General features: G+C 39.0%; 21 protein-coding genes, 2 pseudogenes and 1 riboswitch. Of the genes and pseudogenes, 15 read left to right on the top strand and 8 right to left on the bottom strand.

From position 1 onward, the window contains the following. Nucleotides 1-66: 66 nt before the first annotated feature. A complete protein-coding gene (locus AC3ANL_RS20840) occupies nt 67-1338 on the bottom strand; it encodes an MDR family MFS transporter (protein WP_488326265.1) in 1272 nt (423 codons plus the stop codon). A 202-nt stretch (nt 1339-1540) separates the two neighbouring features. On the opposite strand from AC3ANL_RS20840, the gene AC3ANL_RS20835 reads away from it, so the two are divergent. Both AC3ANL_RS20835 and hutH read left to right on the top strand, forming a co-directional pair. Next, complete coding sequence (locus AC3ANL_RS20835) at nt 1541-3730, top strand: DNA topoisomerase III (RefSeq protein ID WP_488326264.1); 2190 nt, start codon at nt 1541-1543, stop codon at nt 3728-3730. Between the two features lie 276 nt (nt 3731-4006). Beyond that, nucleotides 4007-5527 carry a histidine ammonia-lyase gene (hutH, locus tag AC3ANL_RS20830; RefSeq protein WP_488326263.1) on the top strand — a complete coding sequence of 507 codons (1521 nt, stop codon included), beginning with the start codon at nt 4007-4009 and terminating at the stop codon, nt 5525-5527. Nucleotides 5528-5586: 59 nt separating this feature from the next. Here hutH and AC3ANL_RS20825 read toward each other — a convergent pair whose 3' ends face one another. Continuing rightward, nucleotides 5587-5790 carry a hypothetical protein gene (locus AC3ANL_RS20825; RefSeq protein WP_488326262.1) on the bottom strand — a complete coding sequence of 68 codons (204 nt, stop codon included), beginning with the start codon at nt 5788-5790 and terminating at the stop codon, nt 5587-5589. Nucleotides 5791-6365: 575 nt separating this feature from the next. Beyond that, nucleotides 6366-6461, top strand: a riboswitch (cyclic di-GMP riboswitch). Nucleotides 6462-6491: 30 nt separating this feature from the next. On the opposite strand from AC3ANL_RS20825, the gene AC3ANL_RS20820 reads away from it, so the two are divergent. After that, entirely contained in the window at nt 6492-6638 is a 147-nt protein-coding gene (locus tag AC3ANL_RS20820) for an anti-repressor SinI family protein (protein ID WP_488326261.1), read from the top strand. 337 nt (nt 6639-6975) lie between these two features. On the opposite strand, the gene AC3ANL_RS20815 is transcribed toward AC3ANL_RS20820, so the two are convergent. Continuing rightward, nucleotides 6976-7305, bottom strand: coding sequence for a helix-turn-helix domain-containing protein (locus tag AC3ANL_RS20815; RefSeq protein WP_488326260.1), 330 nt, complete (start codon nt 7303-7305; stop codon nt 6976-6978). A 343-nt stretch (nt 7306-7648) separates the two neighbouring features. On the opposite strand from AC3ANL_RS20815, the gene map reads away from it, so the two are divergent. After that, nucleotides 7649-8398: a type I methionyl aminopeptidase gene (gene map, locus AC3ANL_RS20810; protein ID WP_488326259.1), complete on the top strand. Its 750-nt coding sequence runs from the start codon at nt 7649-7651 to the stop codon at nt 8396-8398. 377 nt (nt 8399-8775) lie between these two features. Here map and AC3ANL_RS20805 read toward each other — a convergent pair whose 3' ends face one another. Beyond that, nucleotides 8776-9000, bottom strand: coding sequence for a DUF1128 domain-containing protein (locus AC3ANL_RS20805; RefSeq protein WP_488326258.1), 225 nt, complete (start codon nt 8998-9000; stop codon nt 8776-8778). A 220-nt stretch (nt 9001-9220) separates the two neighbouring features. Between AC3ANL_RS20805 and AC3ANL_RS20800 the strand changes: the two genes are divergently transcribed. Beyond that, complete coding sequence (locus tag AC3ANL_RS20800; protein ID WP_488326257.1) at nt 9221-9592, top strand: YtxH domain-containing protein; 372 nt, start codon at nt 9221-9223, stop codon at nt 9590-9592. A 17-nt stretch (nt 9593-9609) separates the two neighbouring features. Continuing rightward, the gene (locus tag AC3ANL_RS20795; protein ID WP_488326256.1) at nt 9610-10446 is read left to right on the top strand and encodes a YihY/virulence factor BrkB family protein; all 837 of its coding nucleotides are present in this window, start codon (nt 9610-9612) and stop codon (nt 10444-10446) included. A gap of 243 nt (nt 10447-10689) precedes the next feature. Here AC3ANL_RS20795 and AC3ANL_RS20790 read toward each other — a convergent pair whose 3' ends face one another. Then, nucleotides 10690-12606 (bottom strand): heavy metal translocating P-type ATPase, encoded by a 1917-nt coding sequence (locus AC3ANL_RS20790; RefSeq protein WP_488326255.1) that lies wholly within the window; start codon nt 12604-12606, stop codon nt 10690-10692. Nucleotides 12607-12811: 205 nt separating this feature from the next. Further along, nucleotides 12812-13993 carry an MFS transporter gene (locus tag AC3ANL_RS20785; protein WP_488326254.1) on the bottom strand — a complete coding sequence of 394 codons (1182 nt, stop codon included), beginning with the start codon at nt 13991-13993 and terminating at the stop codon, nt 12812-12814. Between the two features lie 182 nt (nt 13994-14175). Here AC3ANL_RS20785 and cax point away from each other — a divergent pair, with 182 nt between their 5' ends. The 8 genes from cax (at nt 14176) to rlmD (ending at nt 22864) form a co-directional block, all read left to right on the top strand. Next, complete coding sequence (cax, locus tag AC3ANL_RS20780; protein WP_488326253.1) at nt 14176-15234, top strand: calcium/proton exchanger; 1059 nt, start codon at nt 14176-14178, stop codon at nt 15232-15234. Nucleotides 15235-15622: 388 nt separating this feature from the next. Further along, complete coding sequence (locus AC3ANL_RS20775) at nt 15623-16240, top strand: YczE/YyaS/YitT family protein (protein WP_488326252.1); 618 nt, start codon at nt 15623-15625, stop codon at nt 16238-16240. Between the two features lie 150 nt (nt 16241-16390). After that, a complete protein-coding gene (locus tag AC3ANL_RS20770) occupies nt 16391-17161 on the top strand; it encodes a YfkD family protein (RefSeq protein WP_488329792.1) in 771 nt (256 codons plus the stop codon). Nucleotides 17162-17295: 134 nt separating this feature from the next. After that, nucleotides 17296-17499: an SE1561 family protein gene (locus tag AC3ANL_RS20765; RefSeq protein ID WP_488326251.1), complete on the top strand. Its 204-nt coding sequence runs from the start codon at nt 17296-17298 to the stop codon at nt 17497-17499. Between the two features lie 151 nt (nt 17500-17650). Then, nucleotides 17651-19195, top strand: a complete 1545-nt coding sequence (locus AC3ANL_RS20760) for a fumarate hydratase (protein WP_488326250.1) — start codon at nt 17651-17653, stop codon at nt 19193-19195. A 380-nt stretch (nt 19196-19575) separates the two neighbouring features. Continuing rightward, the gene (locus AC3ANL_RS20755) at nt 19576-20307 is read left to right on the top strand and encodes a nuclease-related domain-containing protein (protein ID WP_488326249.1); all 732 of its coding nucleotides are present in this window, start codon (nt 19576-19578) and stop codon (nt 20305-20307) included. Nucleotides 20308-20628: 321 nt separating this feature from the next. Further along, complete coding sequence (pdaA, locus tag AC3ANL_RS20750; protein WP_488329791.1) at nt 20629-21369, top strand: delta-lactam-biosynthetic de-N-acetylase; 741 nt, start codon at nt 20629-20631, stop codon at nt 21367-21369. A 103-nt stretch (nt 21370-21472) separates the two neighbouring features. Further along, nucleotides 21473-22864 carry a 23S rRNA (uracil(1939)-C(5))-methyltransferase RlmD gene (gene rlmD / locus AC3ANL_RS20745; protein ID WP_488326248.1) on the top strand — a complete coding sequence of 464 codons (1392 nt, stop codon included), beginning with the start codon at nt 21473-21475 and terminating at the stop codon, nt 22862-22864. 40 nt (nt 22865-22904) lie between these two features. On the opposite strand, the pseudogene AC3ANL_RS20740 reads toward rlmD, so the two are convergent. Beyond that, nucleotides 22905-24254: pseudogene (locus tag AC3ANL_RS20740) on the bottom strand (IS3 family transposase). A gap of 352 nt (nt 24255-24606) precedes the next feature. Between AC3ANL_RS20740 and AC3ANL_RS20735 the strand changes: the two are divergent. Further along, nucleotides 24607-24789 (top strand): annotated as a pseudogene (locus AC3ANL_RS20735) (hypothetical protein); the annotation flags it as partial. 254 nt (nt 24790-25043) lie between these two features. On the opposite strand, the gene AC3ANL_RS20730 reads toward AC3ANL_RS20735, so the two are convergent. Continuing rightward, nucleotides 25044-26168 (bottom strand): alpha-helical endospore appendage domain-containing protein, encoded by a 1125-nt coding sequence (locus AC3ANL_RS20730; protein WP_488326247.1) that lies wholly within the window; start codon nt 26166-26168, stop codon nt 25044-25046. Nucleotides 26169-26782 lie beyond the last annotated feature (614 nt).

Genomic DNA, 26782 nt, shown 5'->3' with positions numbered 1-26782 from the left:
CTTAATTGTATCTTTTATTTATGTGGAAAATCAATCTAGTTGTGGATGTAATACAACATCTTCTCTTTATAATGTAGAGTAACTATTTTGTTTTTCAAACACATAAAACATGACCCAATATAACCCTGCACTCACTAGGGCCAACAAGCAGAGTATAAAGAATGTCCAACCATAGCCTACCCAGACCGTTAATGGGATCGCAAGAGGGGCAATTGTCCGTGCTATGGTAAATCGTAAACTTGCTGCTGCAAAATACTGTCCTCTCATATGTTCAGGTGCAAGTTTGGAAACAAAACTTTGCTGCAAACCGGCTCCCATTAATTCGGCAAACGTGAAAACGGCCATTGCAAAGATAAGCCCCCAAATCCAATTTGTTTGACTAAAAATGACAATGGAAACGGCGTAAACGATAGAGGAGAGAGCAAATACATTGCGTTCATAATATTTGCCCATCCACTTTGTTACAAAAACAGTTAATAGTGCAACAAGGAAGCCATTTTCAGCTAGGACAATTCCAAAAGCCTGCTCCCCTTTGACATCAACTGACCAGTCCCCAATTGAAAATAAATGCTGATTACTAACAAAATCCTTCATATAAACCGGAATTAATAAGTCCAATTGCATAAATGTCTGCCCGGCTAATACGCCAGCAATGATAAATAACAGGAAGGTTTTATCCTTCACAATCAAGGCATAATCTCTAAACTGATCCCTTAAAAAGTAATACCATTTCCCATCACTAGAGAGGAATGTTTGCTTTTGAACCGGGACCGTTTCCCGCGTCCATTTTGCTAAAATCAAGCCTACTAAGATACAAACAGCACCAGCAAATAACAATAATCCAAAGCGATAATTCACATAAAAGATAGCGCCTAAGATTGGCCCGATTACAACGGCAATATTCATAGAAGTATAAAAAATGGCAAACACATTGCTGCGGTGTTTTTCGTCCACTACATCGGCTACCATTGCTTGGCTTGCAGGCCAATAAAATGAACCGAATACTCCCGCAACAGTAAAGGAGATAAACCCTAACCAAGGAGATTGAAACCACGGAGAGCTCGCCAGGGCAAAGCTTAAGAACGAGAGACCCTGTCCGATTGCTGACAGGACCATCATTCGTTTCCGGCCAAAACGGTCGGCACAGTACCCTCCCATTAAGTTAGCAATAACCGAAAAAACCTGTGAAAACACTAATAATAAACCCGCTTTACTTTTGCCGAATTCTTCAGCAAAATAAATCGATAAAAACGGAAAAAACATCCAAAAGGTAATATTTACCATCGCTTCTGCAAACAAGCGAACCTTTAAATTTACATCCCAATCCCTGATCCTCATGAAAAATCCTCGTTTCTCTATATTCGTGCGATTACATCATACTATCGTTATGGAAGATGTTTCAAGTCTAACAGGCAGGGACAATTATTAAATCTTAAGCAAGCGATGTTAGGATGACCGCTAATAAAAGTGTCCAGACATTTTTTCAGCCTAAAATTATGGTATATTAAACGGTACAGAGTCAGTAAAGGAGTTCGAAAAAATGGCAAAAAGTATAGTAATTGCTGAAAAACCTTCCGTAGCACGTGATATAGCAAATGTATTGAAGTGTACGAAAAAAGGAAATGGATTTTTAGAAGGCGACAAATATATCGTTACATGGGCGCTAGGACATTTAGTAACTTTAGCAGATCCTGAGGTATATGATATTAAATATAGAACATGGAACTTAGAAGACCTTCCTATGCTTCCAGAACGCATGAAATTAGTTGTCATGAAACAAACTGGAAAACAGTTTAATACTGTAAAAGCACAGTTAAATCGCAGTGATGTGAATGAAATAATCGTGGCTACTGATGCAGGGAGAGAGGGAGAATTAGTTGCACGCTGGATAATTGATAAAGCAAAAGTTCATAAGCCTATCAAACGTCTGTGGATTTCCTCTGTAACAGATAAAGCGATTAAAGATGGATTCAAAAACTTAAAGCCTGGTAAAGATTATGAAAACTTATATGCTTCTGCAGTAGCACGTTCCGAGGCAGACTGGTATATCGGTTTAAATGCAACTCGTGCCTTAACAACAAAATTTAATGCACAATTAAACTGTGGACGTGTGCAAACACCAACAGTTGCAATGGTTGCAGCACGTGAAGAAGAAATAAAGAATTTCAAACCTCAAACATATTATGGCATTGAAGCTCAAACAGATGGACTTAAATTAACATGGCAAGATGCGAATGGTAATAGTCGTAGCTTTAATAAAGAAAAAGTTGACGCGATCGTTCATTTACTTGGACGTAAAAATGCGACTGTTGTTTCCATTGATCATAAAGCAAAGAAAGCATTCTCACCTGCTTTATATGATTTAACAGAGTTACAACGTGATGCCAATAAAATCTTTGGTTATTCAGCTAAAGAAACGCTAAATATTATGCAAAAACTGTACGAACAACATAAAGTGTTAACATATCCTCGTACAGACTCACGTTATTTATCTTCAGACATTGTTAGTACGCTTCCTGAGCGTTTAAAAGCGTGTGGTGTAGGTGCATATCGTTCACTTGCAAATAAAGTATTATCAAAGCCAATAAAAGCAACAAATGCCTTTGTAGATGATAGGAAAGTAAGTGATCACCATGCCATCATTCCAACTGAAGGTTATGTGAATTTCTCGGCATTTACAGATAAAGAACGTAAAATATATGACCTTGTCATTAAACGTTTCTTAGCTGTATTATTCCCTGCTTTTGAATACGAGCAGTTAACAGTACAAGCAAAAATCGGTGATGAAAAATTCATTGCTAAAGGAAAATCAGTAATAAATGCTGGTTGGAAAGAAGTGTACGAAAACCGTTTCGATGATGAAGAATCAACCGATGATGTAAAAGAGCAGTTATTACCTCGTCTTGAAAAAGGTGATGTATTAACAACAAAGTTAATTGCTCAAACATCAGGTCAAACAAAGCCCCCTGCTCGCTTTACGGAGGCCACTATACTGTCAGCCATGGAAAATCCTGCGAAGTACATGGAAACAAATGATAAGAAGCTTGTTGATACGTTAAAATCAACTGGTGGACTTGGTACAGTTGCAACTCGTGCTGATATTATTGATAAACTATTCAATTCATTCCTAATCGAAAAACGTGGTGGAAAAGAAATCTATATCACTTCTAAAGGTCGCCAACTACTAGATTTAGTACCAGGAGAATTAAAATCGCCAGCAACCACAGCTGAGTGGGAACAAAAACTTGAGCTGATTGCTAAAGGGAAACTAAAAAAAGATGTGTTCATAAATGAAATGAAAGAACATACAAAAGAAATTGTTGCTGAAATTAAAGCAAGTGATAAAAAATACAAGCACGACAACATTTCCACAAAATCATGCCCTGACTGTGGAAAACCAATGCTAGAAGTAAACAGCAAGAAAGGAAAAATGCTTGTCTGCCAAGATCGTGAATGTGGTCATAAAAAGAATGTCGCACGGGTAACAAATGCACGCTGCCCTCAATGTAAAAAGAAAATGGAACTTCGTGGTGAAGGTAAAGGCCAAATCTTCGCATGTAAATGTGGATATCGGGAGAAACTATCTGCTTTTGAAGCACGACGCAAGAAAGAAACTGGAGGAAAAGCGGATAAACAATCCGTGCAGAAGTATTTAAAACAGCAAGAAAAAGAAAATGAACCGCTTAATAATGCCTTTGCCGACTTATTAAAGGGAATAAAATTTGATTAAATTATCCAGTTAAAGAATCGACCTTCACCTTATTATCCTGCTAAAGTATTATTGTGCTAAAATTCTGAAAATTTTATTGACAGACGAGGTTTTATTCACATACAATAATTATTAAATAAATTGTTTTTAGAATGGAATGATCCCTATGAGGCTGCACCTTAATAAAATACATCATAACGTTCTTATGAACATAAAAGAGGCTGGAATCCAAATCTGATTTGATGAGGATTCCAGCCTCTTTCTTTATTCTACTAAAGTGGTAGAGGAGCGGGTTATATGATTACGTTAACAGGCAATAGTTTAACATTAGAGGAAATGAAAGCTGTATTATATCGTAAGGAAAAGGTGGCAGCAGCTGAAAAAAGTTTGGAGGCAGCACAAAAGAGCAGAGAAGCAGTAGAAAGGATTGTTTCCGACTCGAGAGTAGTTTATGGGATTACAACTGGCTTTGGGAAATTCAGCGATGTACTAATAGATAAAGCACATGTTCAAGATCTACAGCTTAATTTAATTCGCTCCCATGCATGCGGGATGGGTGATCCTTTTCCAAAGGCAGCGGCCAAGGCAATGGTCCTTCTTCGCGCAAATGCCTTGTTAAAGGGGTATTCCGGAATAAGGCCTCTTGTTATCGAAAGATTATTGGATTTAGTCAATAAGGATATTATCCCGGTCATTCCGCAGCAAGGGTCGCTTGGTGCTAGCGGTGATCTTGCTCCACTTTCTCATCTAGCTTTGGTTTTAATTGGAGAAGGGGAGGTATTTTACAAAGGAAATCGCATGGACTCGTTTCCAGCACTACAACAAGAAGGTATTCTCCCAGTAACACTTGAGGCAAAGGAAGGTCTTGCCCTTATTAATGGGACACAAGCCATGACAGCAATGGGTGTGGTTGGCTATCTAGAAGCAGAGCAGTTAGCCTTTGAAAGTGAGCTGATTGCTGCAATGACAATAGAAGGATTACACGGCATCATTGACGCCTTTGCGGAAGAAGTTCAAGTGGTAAGGGGGTATAAACAGCAAATTGACACGGCGGCAAGAATTCGTCATTACTTAAGCGATAGTTTATTAACCACACAGCAAGGTGAATTAAGAGTCCAGGATGCTTACTCGCTGCGCTGTATTCCACAGGTCCATGGTGCTTCTTGGCAGGCTTTTGATTATGTAAAAGAAAAATTAGAAATAGAAATGAATGCTGCAACTGACAATCCGTTAATTTTTGATGATGGGGAGAAGGTGATCTCGGGAGGAAATTTTCATGGCCAACCGATCGCTTTTGCCATGGATTTTATGAAAATTGCAGTAGCCGAGCTTGCGAATATTTCGGAAAGACGGATTGAAAGATTAGTCAATCCACAATTGAATAACCTACCGGCATTTTTAAGCCCTCAACCAGGGTTACAATCAGGGGCAATGATCATGCAATATGCAGCTGCAGCCCTCGTATCAGAAAATAAAACTCTTGCTCATCCTGCAAGTGTTGACTCGATACCATCATCGGCAAACCAAGAGGATCATGTAAGCATGGGGACCATCGCATCCAGGCATGCTTACCAAATTATTCAAAACGTAAGAAGAGTCCTCGCCATTGAGTTGATTTGTGCGATGCAGGCAGTAGAAATTCGTGGAGTGGACAAAATGGCAATGCATACAAAAATGTTTTATGAAAAAGGAAGGGAACAAGTGCCATCCATTATACAAGATCGAATTTTTTCAAAGGATATTGAAAAAGCGGCTGAATGGTTAAAGAAAATTGAATTTCATCAATTTATACGGGATTTAAGTGTGGAAAAAGGATAAACCTGATTCACTATTACCTCCCCTATTCCATATAAAAAGGCGTGAAAAGATCACGCCTTTTACTTCATATGATTTGGGAGCCATCGGCCGGTATCTTCGCGCCGCTCGTCCTCATTCTCGACTCTATTTTTAAAAGCCTCTTGAGTTACGATCAATTCCTCGTCCCCGATCGCTTCCTTTACATGCTTTTCCGTTAGGCTATCCTCTGGAAAATCCCCTGGATGATTTTTTTTCTTATGCTCAAAATGTTCTCCGCGTGCCAAAGTCAACACTCCTTTCGTCTTCGGATGTAGCTTTCCCAAACCTAAATAAAAATATCACTTGGTATAACATTTCCAATTTATCGATCGAATTAATGTAATAAAAAAAACTGGTTGATGGGTGGCTCTCACTCATCTCCAGCTTTTTTTTCTTGACTAGTTGGTTTACACATATGGTCCAGCATAAAACCTGCAAACACTATAAAAGCGATGGGGATAGAAAAATTCAATACATGAATAATAGTCATTCTAAGGTCTCACCACCATTAATTGAATATTATTAATATTAAGTTTATTTTTACGTTGTTTACATTATATGCTAAATGTCACAATTTAGACAAATATAATTATTCAATAAATTGGGATTAATTTCTATTATTTTAAAAATAAGGAAGTAAAATGTAGAATAATGGATTAATATGGAAGAAAAAATAGTAAGAAAATTTTTAAAAGTGACAAAATACAACAACCTGTTATAAAAGAACTAGATATAATGGGCATATCAAAACAAATTAAGTCATATTGCCCATAAAGAAAAGAGGAATACTAGAAAATCTGTAATGCTTAAGTTGGAGTGAGGCAGAAAAAGGCAAACTTGTTGAAAAGCAAGGACGCAAAGCCGAGGATCTACGGTAAGGGATGAACTAACTTGCTATGATGGCCGGGTTACCTGGAATACGAAATGTATTTTAGGAGTGAGAAAAATGATAATTACACAAAGAGATGTAGATGTAATCGATCAAGAATGGCTAACACTCATATTAGAGGCAAAAGGACTAGGGCTGTCAATAGAGGAAGTTCGAAATTTTCTTAGTAGAGATGAACAGGAAGAACCATCAGGTACATACTAAAAAAAGCATTCTACAAAAAATGTCATTTTGTAGAATGCTTTTTCTTTTATAATATAAGAATTTAAAGTCTTGGCTTCGAAAATTGTCCAGCTTCAGCGCCCTAGCGGCTAGTGTCCTTCGCTCTCCCCCTACGATAAGTCAAGCACGAATGCACCTCCGGCTCTTCGTGTTTCCTTTATCGCGTTTAACGGGCAGTAGATCCTCAACTGCCCGTAAGCACCCGATCGGCTCAACTAACAATCAGCGAGAAGAACGTTCGCTGATTGAAGTTTCACCTTATCTCAGTTGGAGCGCTCCAGGCCATACGCCGCTGACCAGGGCGCTTCCGCTTTTCTATCTATTCATTCGAATTTTGATTGATCCGCCACTTATTAAATTCAAGGAAATCGCGAAATTGATCCTTTGAAACACCTGAATTCATAGCTTCTTTGACCAGATTCATCCAATCTGTATCCAATTCATCCTTGTCAATTTGTTCGTGTATTAAATGTTCAACAGGAAGATGTAATACAGTAGCAATTTTTTCGAGAAACTGAATAGATGGATTCTTTTGCAGGTTCCTCTCAAGCGAACTTAAATAGGACTTTGCAACCCCAGCTTGTTCAGCTAGTTCGGATAGTGACATTTTCTTTTCTAAGCGGAATTTTTTAACGCGGTCACCAATCATTGAGCCTCACACACCTAATTAATATGATAGTTTATCCCACATTACGGACGGTATAGTTATCCATCAATAACCAAGGGTATTCGAAAAATAATGGGGAATACTTTATATGTTCCATTCTACCAAAAAGAATAGAAAAGTACCATATTAAGAACGATTGAATATTACAATATAATGAACATTAAAAATTTTATTAGTAATTTAAAGTAATTTTGAAAAAATGTGTAGATAGAGTTAATATTAAAAGTGTTGCCAATGATAGCTAAAACTATAATCTTTTTAAGATGACTATGACGAACAATATTATGTGATGTACATAAATATAATCAAAAAGGCAGGGAAATAAATGATAGTCCTAAAATCACAACGTGAAATTGATGCAATGAAGAAGGCTGGAGATATTCTTGCAGCCTGTCATAAAGAAATTGCCAAATTAATAAAACCAGGTGTAACCACATGGGAAATCGACATGTTTGTGGATGAATTTCTTAAGAAAAATGGAGCAACACCAGAACAAAAAGGTTATAAAGGCTATGAATATGCAACATGTGCCAGTATCAATGATGAAATATGTCATGGGTTTCCACGGAAAGAACCTTTAAAAGAAGGTGACATAGTAACAATTGATATGGTCGTTAATTATAATGGGGCATTGGCTGATTCTGCTTGGTCCTACGCAGTGGGTAATGTCTCAGAGGAAACGGATCACTTATTAAAGGTAACGAAGGAGGCCCTGTATCGGGGAATTGCACAAGCTGTAGTGGGCAATCGCATTGGAGATATTGGTCATGCTATCCAAACCTATGTTGAAAGCGAAGGTCTTTCTGTTGTCCGAGACTTTATTGGCCATGGAATTGGTGCAGTTATACACGAGAAACCGGATGTTCCGCATTATGGTTTGCCCGGAAAAGGTGCCAGAATTAAAGAAGGGATGGTATTTACAATTGAACCAATGGTAAATATCGGCCGATACCAAACGAAAATGGATAACAATGGCTGGACAGCAAGAACGATCGATGGAAAATATTCTGCCCAATATGAGCACACGCTCGCCATTACAAAAGATGGTCCCGTAATCTTAACCGAGCAGAAATAAGCAAAAAAAGGATGTCTCAAGGACATCCTTTTTGCTTATACTATTAGAATTTATTAGTTGTGGCTTCGAGAATTGTCCAGCTCCAGCGCCCTAGCGGCTAGTGTCCTTCGCTCTCCGCCCTACGATACATCGAATCGCTAACGCTCTTCGTGTTTCCTTTATCGCGTTTAAGGGGCAGTAGATTCTCAACTGCCCGTAAGCACCCGATCGGCTCAACTAACAATCAGCGAGAAGAACGTTCGCTGATTGAAGTTTCACCTTATCTCAGTTGGAGCGCTCCACAAGGAAGGCTTCGGCAGCAATGGCATCGCACGAAGGGAAAGCGTTAGTTTTTCCGAGGAGGCCATACGCCGCTGAACAGGGCGCTTGCGCTTTTCTTATTTCTTCCTTAAGTTTCCAAGCTCTTCCACCAATGCCTGCATTTCATTAGGGCTAAACGAATTTTTCTTTAAGACCATTTCATAAATTTCCTTTAATTCTTCATACATGTCTTCATCAAAATGAGAAGGCTTGATTGCCCCAAGGTTTAATACTTTTAATTTTTCTTTTATTTGTTCAATCATATATGCAACATTTTCGACAGATTTCTCTGATAAATTCATTTCGTCACCCCGTTCAATTAATAATCCCATCTTTTCATGTTAAAAAGTATCTGTCAATATAAACTTCTTATGTAGTTTATCCAGGAAAAAGAATAAAGACAACTGGCAGATTTGCAAAGGAATGTTTGATAAAGCAAAATAAATGGTAATATATCTATTGGTATTATTTACTTTTTAAGATCGTTTCATGATAATTATTCTTTTTGAAGGAGAGTTTAAGATGACGAGAAAAAACCAATTTTGGAAGGGCATGCTGTTTGGTGCCATCGCAGGTGGAGCTATTAGTTTATTGGATAAACAGACGCGGGAAGCTATGAAGGAAAATGTTCAAAAAACGTCGAGCAGGGTTTCCTACATCATCCGGAATCCTGAAGAAATAACGGATAAAGTAAAGGATACAGCAGCAATGCTTAAGACAACGTTTGAACAGGTAAGTGAAGATATAGTTTATATAACTGATAAGGTCGAGGAGCTTAGAGAACTTACGCCACAGGTAACCGATATGCTAAAAGAAACAAAAGATACCTTTATTGGAATGGAAGAAGACGATCTGTTCAAAGAGGTGCGAGGGGAAAAAGGAAAAATTAATTAAGAAGAGAGGGGAAGAAAATGGACAAGGTTGCGAATGTACGCTCCTCATTGCTAAAGTTGCTTTGGCATCGGATTGAAGAAGACGATATTCCTGGCTTAAGTGCACAATTGGCCTATTTTTTCCTTCTATCCTTGTTTCCACTGTTAATTGTATTGTTTACACTTCTGCCTTATATCCCCATTCCTCATCAAGATATGCTCGGGATCATAAGAGATTTTGCACCAGCTGAAGCAATGAACCTTATTGAAAGAAATGTAAATGAAATTATGGATCATCGAAGCGGCGGATTGCTTTCGTTCGGGATTATCGGCACCATTTGGTCAGCATCTAACGGAATAAACGCAATTGTGAGGGCTTTTAATAAAGCCTACAATGTTGAGGAGAGCCGTTCGTTCATTGTTTCACGAGGCATGGCCATTTTATTAACCTTTGGAATGATTTTTGTTTTTATCCTTGCCATAGTATTGCCTGTTTTTGGAAAAGAAATTGGTATCTTTTTATTTTCCCAATTAGGTTATACAAGTGAATTCATTAAGTTATGGAATGCCCTTAGCTGGCTTGGCAGTGCCATTATTTTATTTATCATTTTTACAGGTTTGTATTGGATTGCCCCAAATGTGAAATTTGGCTGTCGGAGCGCTTTCCCTGGAGCGATATTCGCCACCTTGGGGTGGATTATCTCTTCATTTGGTTTATCTTTTTACGTTGGGAATATTAGTAACTATTCTCTCACCTATGGGAGTATCGGGGCCATCATTGTTTTGATGATCTGGTTATACTTATCAGCATTCATCATTATCTTAGGTGGAGAAATTAATGCCTTTTATAGTGAAAAAAATAAGTCTAACTGCTAATACTTTCCTTCATGAAAGTCGGTCATTTGCTCAAACTATTATTGTAGGAGAGTTTAGCTCTTCAACAAAAAGGGAGGGTTTCAACATGACCAAGCACACAAAAAAGGATGGCGGCACAAAGCAAAAAGGGAAAGGCAGCAAAGGAAATAAAACATCCGGGTCGGCAAACGGTTCTAACGGATACCACTAAGTGAATTCGTCATCTAAAAAAGGCTGGGTGAATTCACCCGGCCTTTTCCTTTATTATTTCTTTAATAAGCGAAGGCTATTTAAAATCACCAAGATGGTGCTGCCTTCATGACCGATGACTCCATATGGCAAATCGAGGAACTGAAAGAAGTTTGCTGAAATTAACAGCATGATAACCATAATAGAGAAAATGACATTTTGCTTAATAATTTTGTTCATCCGCTGTGAAAGGTGGATGGCTTCAGCAATTCTTGGCAAGTCATTTTTCATCAACACAATATCAGCTGTTTCGAGGGCAACATCTGTTCCGCCGCCCATCGCAATTCCAACATTTGCAATCGCTAATGCGGGAGCATCATTAATTCCATCTCCCACCATCGCCACCGTTTTATATTTGGTCATCAATTGCTTCAATTGCTCTACTTTTTCTTCTGGCAGGCATTCAGCAAAAAATTCATCGACATGACTTTCAGCGGCAATGGCTCGGGCCGTTTTTTCACTATCTCCCGTTAGCATAACTGTACGAATACCTTGTTTTTTCAAGTCATCAATGGCTAGCTTAGTTTCTTCACGAACAACGTCTTTCATGGCGATTATGGCATTTAGTTCACCATTAATTTCAATAAATACTAGGGTATTACCGAGGCTTGCTAATTCTTTTGCCTTTCCATCCGCAAATTGATCGACATTTTCTTTGCCGACAAAAGCTGCTTTACCAATTTTCCATTGATCCCCGTTTATTTCAGCTTTCACACCCCAACCAGGTATATCTTCAAGGCTGTCAGGATGGAAAAGTTCTTTTTGTATATTTCGCTTGGCATATTTTACAATGGCCTGAGCCAGCGGATGATTCGAAAGGTTTTCAATCGATGCTGCCTTCCAAATGAGATTTTCTTGTTCTATTCCATCTTTAACAATGATTTCGGTGACTTCTGGCTCTCCTTTTGTCAATGTCCCGGTTTTATCAAACGCGATGGCTCCTAAATGACTTAAATTTTCTAAATGAACCCCGCCTTTTACTAAGATCCCATGTCTAGCACCATTTGAGATTGCTGATAATGTTGCAGGCATAATAGAAGCAACAAGGGCACAAGGAGAAGCTACGACTAATAAAATCATGGCACGATAAAACGACTCATGCCAACTCCAGCCTAATAGGAAATAAGGTAAGAAGAACATGGCGATGACTACTAGCAGGACCACTTTGACGTAAGTTCCTTCAAAACGCTCAATGAAAAGCTGTGATGGTGACTTTTCACTTTGGGCTGATTGAACAAGCTGAATGATTTTTTGAAAAAGCGTATCATTACTTTCCTTGGTTACTTGAACCGTAATCGATCCTGTCATATTTACGGTACCGGCAAAAACTTCTGCTTGATCTCCTTTGGAAACAGGCATGGACTCACCAGTAATAGCTGCTTCATCGATATTAGTTTGACCCTTGACAATAATTCCATCTGAAGGTACTCTTTCGCCAGGTTTGATAAGGATTTGATCGCCAATTACCAGCTCAGAAACAGCTACACGTTTTTCATAGCCATTTTTGATCAGCAAGGCCTCTTGGGGCTGTAACTCCATTAACGAAGAAATTTCCTTATGGCTTTTATTCATGGTGTACGTTTCTAAGGCTCCACTAACTGAAAAAATGAAGATTAATACGGCTCCTTCAGTCCAGTAACCGATAACGGCCGAACCAATGGCCGCAAAAATCATCAGCATTTCTACGTTTAGTTCTTTATTTTCATAGGTGGCCTCAATGCCTTCTCTTGCTTTGGCAAACCCTCCAATCACAAAAGCTAACAGATAAGCAATGATGGAATCAGCACCACTTCCATATTTATCTAAAAGCCAGCCAGCTGCTATCAATATACCACTCACACCTGCTGCGATAAGTTCGGCATTCGGTTTAATTTTTTCGATAAAACTGCTATTTTGAATACTCTTTGCAATCGTCTTTGCTTCGGAACTCATTGTTTCCCCCTCCTTATAGTTCTATCCATTGGACAATTGGGCGTTTGGCTTTTCTATCTAATTGAGAAAAATAATCATAGTCATTACCCCTAAAAAAGCACGAAAGCTGTCATCAGGTGATGACAGCAGGAATCTCAACATTTATTCTATTTCCTTAATCTTACCATTATTTTATGCCTTTAGATACGATTTTGCTTGAAATAAATCATTGTGAATTAGGTTGTTTAAACATTAAAATGCCCTTTCTTCCAAATACTAAGAGGATGACTGAAATCGCGAGCAGTATCGTACTAATCATATAGAAGAAACTAACGTTTTGGGAAAATTTAATAAAGAGTCCGCCGAAAATCGGGCCACTTAAAGAGCCAAGGCTATAAAAGATCCCGCATAATAAATTTCCTGTCGGTAGTAAGTCCTTTGGAACGAGATCGGTCATATAGCTTATGCCAAGTGAAAAGGTTGAGCCAACGACCATTCCCGAGATAAGGAAGGATATAAAAAGACCCACAATGGAGTGTTCCAGGAAACTAGCTGCTGTAAAACTGACAAATCCAAGGAAAAGAACAGTCATTAAAATATTTCTTCGGCCATATTGATCACTTAACATCCCTAACGGAAGCTGGGTAATAATGCCGCCAATAGCAAATGCAGAGAGAACAAGAGAGACGCTGGCAACATCGATGTTTATTCTTAAGGCATAAACGGGAAAACTACCATTTAGAGATGATTCCAAAAAACCATATGCAAATGGCGGTAAGAAAGCTACCCATCCAACTTTTAATGCCTTTCTAAACTGTTTGATGGTTGCAAGAAAAGAATTAATCTTTACTTCCTGCTCCGGAAACTCATTTTTTAAAGAAAAGACAAAACCCCAACCGATTAAACAAAGAAGGGAAGAGATAATAAAGGGAAGGGTCTCATTTACATTCACTAATGGCGTCATTAATGGACCTGTTGCAAAGCCTATCCCAAAGAACAAACCATATAAGGAGATATTTCGTCCCCGCTTTTCGACAGAAGAAAACGAGGTAATCCATGTTTGCGTGGCAAAGTGTAGAGAATGATCGCCAATTCCAATTAGTAAACGTAAGGCAAACCAAAACCAAAATGTTTTCCAAAGAGGAAATAAGGCGAGTGATAAAACGACCAACCCACCCCCAAAGATAATGATCGGTTTATAACCGTATTTTCGTAAAGGAAATTCCATAAATGGGGATACAAGGAGTATTCCGATATAAAGAGCAATGGCATTTAATCCATTTAAGGATGGAGAGACACCGCTTTTTTCAAAAATAACAGCGATCAACGGCAGGAGCATACCTTGAGAAAAACCAGATATGGCCACAATACTGACCAGTATCCAAAAACGTAAATAGGTTTTATTCATAAAATTATCCTCTACTCAACAAAATTTTTTAAATAGTTCCTCAATGATGGTAACGAGAATAACCGCGATTTGCAAGTAAAAGTGACCTAGACATTTCAAACCTTTTTAGGTAAATTTGGGTTCAAGTGGAAAATATCTTACACTAATTATAGGTAAAAAATAGGTTATAAGGAGAGAGTGTGTTGACAAACAAAATCTTTATGCTGATGACATTCATAGGAGTCCCGCTATCCGTGATTGGGACATTGATGCATTGGTCAAATATTGTGCTATTTTTACTATATTGTTTAACGATTGTTGCCTTATCCAGTTTTATGGGAAGGGCAACGGAAAGCTTAGCCATTGTGGCAGGACCACGGATCGGCGGTTTATTGAACGCAACGTTCGGAAACGCCGTTGAGCTGATTATTTCAATCTTTTCACTAAAGGCAGGTTTGGTAGGAATTGTCCTTGCCTCTTTAACTGGATCCGTATTAGGTAACTTACTTTTGGTGGCCGGCCTATCTTTTTTTATTGGCGGATTAAAATTTAAACGGCAGGTGTTTAATGTGTATGACGCTCGGCATAATTCAGGTCTCCTTATGTTTGCTGTCATTATTGCTTTTGTCATTCCAGAAGTATTTTCAATGGGTATGAACGAAACAAAAACGTTATCTCTAAGTATTGGTATTTCCATTGTTCTTATTGTTCTATATCTAGCTGCGTTATTTTTTAAGCTGGTTACACATCGTGGTGTCTATCAAACAGATAAGCCAAAAGCTGTACATGAGGAAGAAGAACCAGAATGGGGAAAAGGAAAGGCCATTACCGTTCTTTTTCTTGCAACAATTGCGGTAGCCTATATTTCTGAGCATCTTGTTCATACCTTTGAATATGTAGGAGAAACATTTGGCTGGTCGGAGTTATTTATCGGGGTTGTTATCGTTGCTATTGTGGGGAATGCAGCGGAGCATGCTTCTGCAGTGCTCATGGCCTTTAAAAATAAAATGGATATAGCTGTTGAAATTGCAATTGGCTCTACCTTACAGGTGGCTATGTTCGTTCTGCCTGTGCTTGTACTACTTTCGCTTTTGTTTGAACAATCAATGCCTTTATTATTTAGCTGGCAGGAATTGATCGCAATGGTATCGTCAGTTCTTCTAATGGTTGTCATTTCAAATGACGGGGAATCTAACTGGTTTGAAGGGTTAACCCTACTGGCTGCATATGTGATTATGGGGATTGGCTTTTTCTTACTATAACATCCATAAACAATAATAAAGACTCTATGCCAAATGGCGCAGAGTCTCTTTTTTTCAAACATATTCACTTTTTTTAAATGTACGAGGTAAATACATATTGCTATGCTATAATGTAACAGCAATAATTTATAAGGGTTCAAAAATCAATCGCTTACTTTGGGACCATCAATCACCAACCTTCATGTTTAGTTAAATAGGAAAACACGATTGTTGAATTTCATATAAGACGGGAATCCCAACCTCCTTAAAATAAGTAAATGGTTTAGCCGATTGATTACAGCCCTCCTTTTTTAAAGGTTAAGTTTATTATAAGTTTAAGTTACAATTTTGTAAATAATCAGATTATTACATTTTTATTACTTTTTTACCAATTCTAAAGGAGCGTCTAATGAAGTTTACGATACGGTTATTATTTTTTATTATTGGGTTAGCAATCATGACCTTTGGAGTATGCATGACGATTAAAGTTTCTGATATCGGATTAGGAGCATGGGATGCATTTAACGTAGCCCTTACTGAAAAAGTAGGGCTTTCAGTTGGAAAATGGGTCATGATTGATGGTGCAGTCCTCATCTTTGTTAATTCGTTTTTAGTAAAAAGGAGACCTGATTTTCTTTCACTGCTAACTATTATTGTCATCGGTTCATTAGTGGACTTTTGGCTTGAGAATGTCTTTGATTTATTTATCGTGGAACCATTTATCGCTAAATTAGGAATGTTATTAGTGGGTATTTTAATCATTGGTTTTGGTGCGTCCATCTATTTGCAGGCTAAGTTTCCACAAAGTCCGATCGATAATTTTATGTTAGCCATTCATGAACGTTTTCGTGTGAATTTAATGGTAGCCAAAACAATTGGTGAAATTACGGCCTTAATACCTGCTTTCTTATTACATGGCCCGATATCCTATGGAACGATTATTATTACTTTTACAGTAGGACCTGCGATACAACTGTTTTTTCCTCATTTTGAAAAATTAATGGGGCGTCTTCAAGCAAAATATTAATCGAAGACCTTGGCAAAAAAAATACTTCCGGCTAATGATGGATAATATTTGTGAACTCCGAAAAAACTACTAGCAGACTTATTAATGTTTCTAGTGAAAGGAGTTTAACTTGTGAAGAAAAATATTTCTTTACTTATGGCATTGCTTTTAATGTTAACCTTTATACCATCCGCTTTTGCTGAAAAAGCACCGGTGAAAAAAGACGCAGTAAAATATCAAGTGCCACCATCAGTTCGCAACATAACGAAGGAAAATACGTATCCGAATTCGACACAGGACCTTCCATTATTGCAGCCAAGTGATTTAACCAAGAAGCTGATTAACTCATCAAGGGTTAAAATTGAAAATCCTGATTTAATTCGCATGCTGAATGAAACGAGTATCAACAGTACCCCATTTGCGGTTGGCTACCGTGCCATCATTTACTTGGGGCAGTGGCCATTGAATTACGAATCGTCGGAAACGTCCCCAAACTGGGAGTATCAAAAAATTAACACGAATTACTTTGATAATCGGGGCGGTAAAGTCCCCTATCAAATCAAATATGTGCAAGAGGCGCAAAAAGTGGTTAGAGGCGGGTTGACAGCCAAAATCGCTAATGCCGAAGATGTGAAAAAGATGATGTTGTTAAAGGCAATGGAAAAGACACGTCTGCCACTTGCGTTTGAAACGATTATCGGGGCTGGAACGAAAAATGATCATATTTATAACATCCCTGCCAATCGTTTGGGCTACTTATTTGCCTACGCACCAGGGGTTAGTGAAAAGGGTAAGGTAACCTACGGGGAAGTTTACTTAATGCTGAAAGGCAGTAAAAAGTTTATCGTCATTAAGAACGTTACCTCCCAAGGCATTGGCGCCTGGATTCCAGTTCAGGATTATGTTTCCTTTGGCTTCGCCGCTTCAGAACGACCACGTTAAGGATGCTGATTTGGACTCCTCCTGTCGAGGGGTCTTTTTATTTTAATTTAAAATAGGACAGAATAGTATTAATCCATTGCCAAAGTCTCTAGATTTCGATAGGATGAAAACGGTAATGAAAGGAGTGAGTAAGTTTGGGCAACCCAATTCAAAATAAAGATACGCAGGTAGATTTTTTAAAGCATCGCTTAAGCATGTTCATTGATGTGCTAGATGCCATCGATCCTGAAGATGCTGACCTTGAGGACATTGACCGCTTAATTGCCATGTTAGACGATATGGAATCTAAATGCCGAGAATTCAATAATCGCGAAAAAGAAGTAAGTGAGTCTGTTTAATTTGCAGGCTCTTTTTTTATTGTAAGTTGTTTTTTTTGAGTACAAGCTAATCCTTTAAATCCACCGGTTTCTAGAGTATAATGTAAGCGTGCAAATTGTTGTAAAATTTAAATAGATTACATTGGGAAACATGGGGAAAGGGGTACTCGAATTGAATATCGAAAAATTTCAAGAGAGCATGTACAAGCTTGTCGTCGAAACTTCAACAAAACTTCCAAAGGACGTTCGCCGAGCGGTGCTGGCAGCGAAAGAAAAGGAAAATGCGGGCACAAGTGCTGCAATGAGCCTTGCTACAATTACCAATAATATTAAAATGGCAGATGACCAAGTTTCACCAATTTGCCAGGATACCGGTTTACCAACGTTTAAAATTAAAACACCTGTTGGGGTGAACCAATTAGAATTAAAATCCGCGATTAAAAATGCGATTGTCCTTGCCACTAAAGAAGGTAAATTGCGTCCAAATGCGGTCGATTCGTTAACTGGTAAAAACAGTGGCGATAACCTTGGTGACGGTGTTCCAGTTATCAAATTTGAGCAATGGGAAAAAGACTACATTGATGTCCGCCTCATTTTAAAGGGCGGCGGTTGTGAAAATAAAAACATTCAATACAGCCTGCCATGTGAGTTAGATGGACTTGGACGCGCAGGCCGTGACCTTGATGGCATTCGCAAATGCATCATGCATTCCGTTTACCAGGCACAGGGACAAGGCTGCAGTGCCGGTTTTATCGGTGTTGGAATTGGCGGAGATCGTTCATCGGGCTACGATTTAGCAAAAGAGCAATTGTTCCGTTCTGTTGAAGATGTTAATCCAAACGAGGATCTTCGTAAACTAGAAGAGTACGTGATGGAGAATGCCAATAAATTAGGAATTGGGACAATGGGCTTCGGCGGCGAAGCTACACTTTTAGGCTGTAAAATTGGTGTGATGCACCGCATTCCAGCAAGCTTCTTTGTTTCCGTTGCATATAACTGCTGGGCATTCCGTCGCTTAGGTATTAGTGTCGATGCTGAGACAGGTGAAATAAATGAGTGGGCCTACCAGGATGGTGAATTCATCGATTTCGCACAAACGGAAGCGGAAAAGGAAACAGCAGCTAGTGTATCTGAAGATGTGATTACGTTAGAGGCACCTATCACGGAAGAACAGATCCGCTCATTAAAAGTCGGCGATGTTGTTCAAATTAACGGATTAATGTACACAGGCCGCGATGCGATACATAAATATTTAAGCGACCACGACGCTCCCGTTGATTTGAATGGCCAAGTCATTTATCATTGCGGTCCTGTTATGTTAAAGGATGAAAATGGTAACTGGCAAGTAAAGGCAGCGGGGCCAACCACAAGTATTCGGGAGGAGCCATACCAAGGCGATATCATGAAGAAATTTGGCATCCGCGCTGTGATGGGAAAAGGCGGAATGGGACCGAAAACATTGGCGGCCTTGAAAGAGCATGGAGGCGTTTATCTGAATGCTATCGGTGGAGCAGCCCAATATTATGCAGAATGCATTAAAGGCGTTGAAGGGGTTGACCTGACGCAATTTGGAATTCCAGAAGCGATGTGGCACCTGCGTGTAGAGGGCTTCACAGCCGTTGTAACAATGGATTCCCACGGCAACAGCCTGCACGCTGACGTGGACAAGTCTTCATTGGAAAAATTAGCTCAGTTTAAGGAACCGGTTTTTAAATAAGGGGTTTGATGAAGGGGATAGGCGCCGCGGTTGGCGTCTATTTTTTATGGCGAGATTTATTTGGGGTTTTGTTTCCAATTATTGTAGAATACGTACTAATATTTGTAGAATCCTCCTATTGAATTGTAGAATACCACGTAAAATTTGTAGAATTTCCACTGTGGTATATGCTTCAAATATAAGATTAGGAATTAATCACCAAATTTTGTAGAATCTAAGCTTATATTTGTAGAATAACTAGAAATTTTTGTAGAATTCCCCTCTCAATTTGTAGAATATCTTTCAATTACTTAAAATTCATAAATATTTCAAATACATTTTAAAGGAATTTGCTGTAAATTACCGAAAATCAATATTAATTATGAAAGGAGGAATTCATTTTGTTCGTAAAAAACCTTACTGTTCCAATTATTTTACTCAAAGCCGAGGCAGTGGAGAAACGAACACCAAAAGATCATCCTAATCTGCTGGATCTAAAGCCATTTATTAAAAATTTACGGTCTGGATTTAATGGGGAAAGGCAAATCAATTTTTATTTAAGTCAATTACCATCCCAAAGGTTTTATATCTTCCACGATCTGCGCCTTCCATATGGAGATGGATATTTTCAAATTGATGCTCTGCTGCTTTCCTCAAAAGGAATTCTTATGTTAGATGGAAAAAACCACTCTGGAAAACTTTCTATCGATAGAAATCAAATGATTCAGGAGTATTTAGACAAGAGAAAAATATATGATAATCCCGTCTTACAGGCCCATCGCCATAACCTATTGTTAAAGTATTTTCTTGAAAAAAACAAAATACCGCTACTGCCAATCGACTCTCTTGTTGTTATAACGAAATCATCTACTGAAGTGAGTATTAGTCCTGATTATAAAGAAGCAGAAAAAAAGATTTGCCGCGCTGGAGACTTATTGAGAAATATAGACGGATTTTACCGTTATAAAAAAGATTTCCTAGATAAAAAAACAATCGAAAAAGTTAAAAAAATCCTCTTAAAAAATCATACTCCATTAGACGTCGATATTTGTAATAAGTTTAGAATTGAAAAATCTCTGATTATCACGGGTGTCGAATGTCCCAATTGTCAGATGATTCCAATGAGGTATTAGAGAAAAAATTGGATCTGCCCAACCTGTCAATGTGTTTCAAAAGATGCATACATAAATGCAATAAAAGATTATTTTTTAATAATGGATTCCTCGTTTACTAATGGGGAATTACGTACATTCCTTCACCTTCCCTCCTCACGATCCACCACCTATTTCTTATCCTTATTAAACTTTCCTTATACAGGTACCACCAAAAATCGTGTCTATCATCAGCCAAAGGATTTCCTTTAAATACTAATTATGTTTCCCCTCATTTAACAAACACTAAAAAAAACTAAAACAGGGGGAACATGGATGAAACGCTTAATAAGCATCTTTACAATGATCTTATTACTAGTGCCCAATATTACCTATGCAGCTGTCTCCAATCAGCCTATCCATTGGGGATTCAAAAAAGCAGCAAATGAAATCCCGCCGGAAGCCGGGGCACAGTATGATCAACTTCTCGAAAAATATGGAGCTTTTTACAAAGGTGATCCCAATTCAAAAAATTTATATGTGACCTTTGATAGCGGCTATGAAAATGGCTATACTCCAAAAATTCTTGAGGTCTTAAAAAAGGAAAAGGTACCCGCGACCTTTTTTGTGACGGGGCATTTTTTAAATTCACAGCCTGAACTGGCGAAACAAATGGTAAAAGAAGGCCATATCCTAGGCAATCATTCCTGGAGTCATCCGGATTTTACGGTCACAGGAGATGCGAAAATTCGCGAAGAGCTTCAAAAGGTTAAAAACAAAGCAACAGAGGTAACTGGTCAAAAGAAAATGAAGTATTTACGTCCACCCCGCGGAGTGTTTAGTGAAAGGACCATGCAAATCGCGAAAGAAGAGGGCTTTACACATGTTTTCTGGTCGCTCGCTTTCGTCGATTGGAATGTTAACCAGCAAAAAGGCTGGCAATATTCATATGACAATATCATGAAGCAAATCCATCCTGGCTGTGTACTTCTGCTTCATTCCGTATCCAAAGATAACGCAGATGCCTTAGAAAAAGCCATCCAGGATTTGAAAAAGAAGGGCTACAAATTTAAAAGCCTTGATGAGTTCCCAAAGAAAAAGTAATAGATGCAAAGCCGGATTCTTCAAGATTCGGCTTTTTTCATTGGAACATGCTATAATACGAACACAGAACTCATTGCTTGAAGAAAAAGATGGAGTGAACAAAATGAAAACAACTGAACAAGGAATCAAAATCCAACTAAATCAAACATTTCCTTTAACGATAAAAAGACTTGGTATTAATGGGGAAGGTGTAGGCTATTTTAAAAAGCAGGTTGTCTTTGTGCCTGGAGCTTTGCCAGGAGAAGAAGTAGTCGTAGAGGCAACGAAAATTAATCCCAAATTTGCCGAAGCCAAAATAAAAAAGATTCGTATTAAATCGCCACATCGTGTTCAGCCGCTTTGTCCTGTTTACGACCAATGTGGTGGGTGTCAGCTTCAGCACTTACAATACGATCAACAGCTCAGTGAAAAACGTGACATTATCATTCAATCACTTGAACGTCATACAAAACTTGCAATTAACAAGCTGGATATTCGGACAACGATTGGCATGGAAGATCCATGGGGCTATCGAAACAAGAGCAGTTTTCAAGTCGGTCAAAAAGATGGCAAAGTACTGGCGGGCCTATATGGCTTAAATTCTCATCAATTAATCAATATTGACCAGTGTGTCGTGCAGCATTCTCTAACGAATGAGGCAACCGCTGTGGTTAAACAAATTTTAGAAGAACTCAGGATTCCAATTTATAATGAAAAATCACGAAAAGGAATCGTTCGGACAATTGTAAGCCGAGTGGGAATCCAAACAGGTGAGTTGCAAGTGGTATTGATTACATCGCAAAAAGAGCTTCCTAAACAGGAGCGTATCATAGAGGAAATTCAAAAAAGGCTGCCAAATGTAAAATCAGTCATGCAAAATATTAACGGGCAAAAAACTTCGTTAATTTTTGGAGATGAGACCCTCCCATTGGCAGGAGAAGAATTTATCCAAGAAACGTTGGGAGATCTGCAATTCGAACTTTCCGCACGGACCTTCTTTCAGTTAAACCCGACGCAAACCATAAAGCTTTATAATGAAGTGAAAAACGCGGCTAATCTAACCGGAACAGAAAAAGTAGTCGATGCCTATTGCGGTGTGGGAACAATCGGGTTATGGCTCGCGGACCAGGCAGCAGAAGTTCGTGGTATGGACGTCATCCCGGAATCCATTGATGATGCTAAGAAAAACGCCAAACGCCATGGATTCACCAATACGAAATATGTTCCGGGAAAAGCCGAAGAAGTTTTACCAAAATGGGTGAAAAAAGGCTGGAAACCAGACGTAATTGTCGTCGACCCGCCAAGAACAGGGCTTGATGGTCAACTAATCCAAACGATTTTACAAGTTCAGCCACAAAAACTAATTTATGTGTCATGCAACCCATCTACCTTGGCAAAAGATATTCAAACGTTAAGTGCAAAATATGATGTGAAATATATTCAACCGGTGGACATGTTCCCGCATACGGCACATGTGGAGTGTATCTCGCAACTCATTTTAAAGAAAGGCAACTAACCCGCTGAAGTGACCCCGTAAAGTTAGACAGGTTATTTTATTAGGCGGCTTGTTGGGCCTGAACTCGGTATTGTACCGGGCTCAGGCCTTTTAATTTTGCCTTGATTCGTTTGTGGTTATCGTATTCTATATATTTTTCTAATTCTTGCTTAAAGTGTTCCACACTTTCAAATTCTTTTAGATAAAGAAATTCTGATTTCATAATGCCAAAGAAATTTTCCATCACTGCGTTATCGTAACAGTTCCCTTTTCGTGACATACTTTTTATAATGCTTCGATTACGGAGGGCATGACGGTATTGTTTCATTTGATAATGCCAGCCTTGATCAGAATGTATAAGAAGTGTATCCTCTTCTGTTAAACGTTCAAAAGCTTGATCTAGCATCGTTGAAACTAGTGAATACGTGGGTCTTGAACCGATCGTATACGTGATGATTTCCCCATTAAATAAATCCAACATCGGTGATAAATATAGCTTTTCTCCAAATAATTTAAACTCCGTAATATCCGTAACCCACTTCTCATTTGGTTTATCTGCCTGGAAATTACGATCTAAAATATTTGGAGCAGACTTACCAATTGTTCCTTTGTAAGAGCGATATTTCTTCATTCGAACAATACTTTTTAATCCTAGTTCATTCATGATACGCTGTACTTTTTTGTGATTTACTTTGTGTCCACGATTTCTAAGTTCATCACGAATACGGCGGTAACCATACCGGCCTTCATGTTCATCATAAATTGCTTGAATCATCTGCATCTGGATCAGGACGACCAAAGTTTTTAACCCAATAATAATAGGTGCTACGCGGAATGCCTGCGAGCTGAAGAAGTGCTTTCACCGGAAATTCTAGCCTTAATTCATAGACTACTTGTGCTTTGTCTTGTTTGGTGATTTTTCCTTGTTTTGAACTAAGGCATTCAACTTTTTTAAATACGCATTCTCCATCCGTAAACGTTCTAACTCCGTTTGAAGTGCTTCAATTGACCCTTCAGCTGGTACTTGCTTTTTTGATGATTTTTGATTCTCATTTTTCAATGATGGACGCCCCTTTTTCTTTAATTGTAGCGCATCCAATCCTTCAGTCTCAAAAGCCATTTTCCATTTTCGAATTGTTTCAGGAGATGGAATATTAAAAATCGCTGCTGTTTCCCTAATAGACGTCCCTTGTTCATTCATATAATTGAGTACGTCCAGTTTATACTGTGCAGGGTAGGATGTATAGCGTTTTTCAAAAGCTTCTTCACCAAAGTATTCAAATTGTTTAATCCAGTTATGGAATACTCCAGAATTAACACCAATAGACTCAGCAACGGTTCTACTTCCTTCATTACCATTTAAATATTTTTTTACTGCATTTATTTTTCCTTGTGGTGTAAATTTCACCATAAAAAATGCACCTCGAATTGTTAGAGTGTGTCTAACAATTCGGGTGCACTTCACCGCTTGGGTGTTGCCTTTTATGTGTCTTGTAACGGATTAACAAAGCTGTATTGAATATGGACAGTACCATTCTGATTACAAGTAATCTTCTCAACCAATGAATGAAGGAGTGTCGGCGTTAACTTGTTTAAGTTCAGAACTTCTTTTAGCTTATTAATTGGACCATATGGACCAATTTTTAATGCCTTAATCATCCGAAATATGAAGATATTAAAGGCTTATACGGGGTTTGTAAAACCATCGAGGAACAAAGCAATTCGGATTTACTGTAACTGACTTACCAAGAGGGCTATTCTTTTTCTTAATCAAGATATATTTGCAACTTTTATTGCTTTTTGTTTATCCTCAAGGAAAACTAAGGTTACAAACGCAAGGAGAACTTCTTGTTTCGAAAATAATTGCCATTTCGACGAAGGAATTGATGCGAAGAAATCCCATGACATCATTCGTAGCCAAATCAACGTTTTTTGTAACAAAATAATTTTTTGGAAACAAAAAGTTTATTTTGGGCAGAAACTATAATTAAGAATCAAGAGACAAACCAAAATCCCCAAGGATTCTTGGGGATAATGATGATTTAGTTCTGTTCTATTCTGAAATGTTGATTAATGACAAAATTGGATTCAAAATGGTTTACCACTTCATTGCGCTCTTCTTTAATACTAATTTTGAATCCAATATCCTCCACTAAAAATATTAACACCTTGATAAACGTTAAATCTGACTAACTAGATTCTAAGAAAAAGTAATGACAACGGATCCATTACCTGTGCCGACACCAGCAGTATTAACCTGGTTCGTGCCGCCGTTAAATGAACCGCCGCCGCCACCGCCGCCGCCAGTGCTGCCGCCGCCGCCGCCGCCGCTAAAACCGCCGCCGCCGCCACCGCCAGATGTAGCTCCGCCGCCGCCGCCGCCGCCGAAACCTCCGTTCCCGCCGGTATTGCCGCCTTGAGTGCCACCAGCGCCGCCTGCTGCAGGAGGTGTGCCGGTAGTAATAGACATTCCTCCGCCGCCACCTGGGGTTCCGTTAGCAGATCCGCCATTTCCGGCCGGAGCAGGGTTAACACCAGCACCGCCTCCGCCGCCGCTGGCACCCGGAGGAGTACCGGCAGCACCTCCATTTCCTGCAATTCCTCCCGCGCCACCCGGATTGCCGCTTGTACCGTTTGGTGAGGTTGCATTTGCATTTACTCCGCCAGTAGTAGCACCGGTACCACCGCCGCCTCCAGCAGCGACCAGCAGGGTCCCTGGAGAAAAAGCTGTAAAGCCAGTTCCCGTACCTACAAAGGAACCGCCGCCACCACCGCCTGTACTAGTACCTGTAGTTCCCATGCCTCCTACTAGTACGGATAGTGTATCACCTGGAGTTACGAGAAAATCCCCCATTATAGAAGCCCCGTTACCGCGTGTAGCCGGAGTTGCACCACCACCTGCCGCACCGATAGCAAGTATTCTAGCAGAAGTAGCACCTGACGGAACAACAACAGATTGAAGTGCTCCTGTAAAAGCAAATGTGAATGTTACCGGCGAAAACGGCGGTACTGCAAATGGAATGAGATCGAGCACATTTTCAAATTTGAACTCCAGCAGCATTTCCTTCTTGATGACGTCACGAAGGGTTCTTTGAACACTTGCGTCAACAGCAAGAAGGTTGGACAACGAAACAGTGGCAGGAGAAAATGTGGTTCTTGTAGGGGTTAATGTGCCAAGAACTAATTGAAGTTTCTCTGCTTCTGAGTTCAATAGGTGAGCGAGAGCTAACTCCTCAAGGGCAATTGAGCTTAAAAGTAATGGAACAGTTTGGGCAATGCTAAGCGAAATGGTAGGCGTTATATTCGGTATGTTGGGATTAGACAATATTAAATCAACTCCTTAAAGATTTTATTTAGGTTCTTTATAATTTACTCAATGTAATATCATGTGGACAGTACGCTTGTCCCTGTTTAAGAGAAAATAATGAAAAGGTGGAGAAGTATTCATTTACAGGATAAAAGCAAAAAATTCCCTATGAGAAAGCGGAGATTTTTATTTGTTCCATATTGTGAAGGTTTTCACTTAAAGTAACGGGTGCTTTTGTTGAAGAATACGAACACTATGAAACCTTTCGCCATTCTTAAGAGGTATTCTCCAGTACATACCGCGAAACTAATAACAGGAAGCTGTGGAAGATGTTCTAAAGTTAAACTGTAGGCATTGAATATGTAGTTGGATGGTATTAACTGGCAGCTAAATGAATTTGATTATCTACAAGCATCCTGCTTTGTCTACCGGAACTAACGTATGTATGAGTTTTGACCGGATACATATATACTTTTAGGTAATGCGGGCTTTTGCTATGAAAAATACCCACCCCTGTCTCTAGAACAACAGGGTTCTAGGACAGAGGAGGTGGTATTTTATCAAGGGACAATATACTTTAGTGCAAAGCTTGGGAACCGCTGATGCTGCTGTTTAATACCTGAATTTCTTCA

Source organism: Neobacillus sp. DHD-1R (assembly GCF_057747995.1).
Note: the sequence above shows the minus strand (reverse complement) of the source record. Positions and strands in the feature narration are given on the sequence as shown.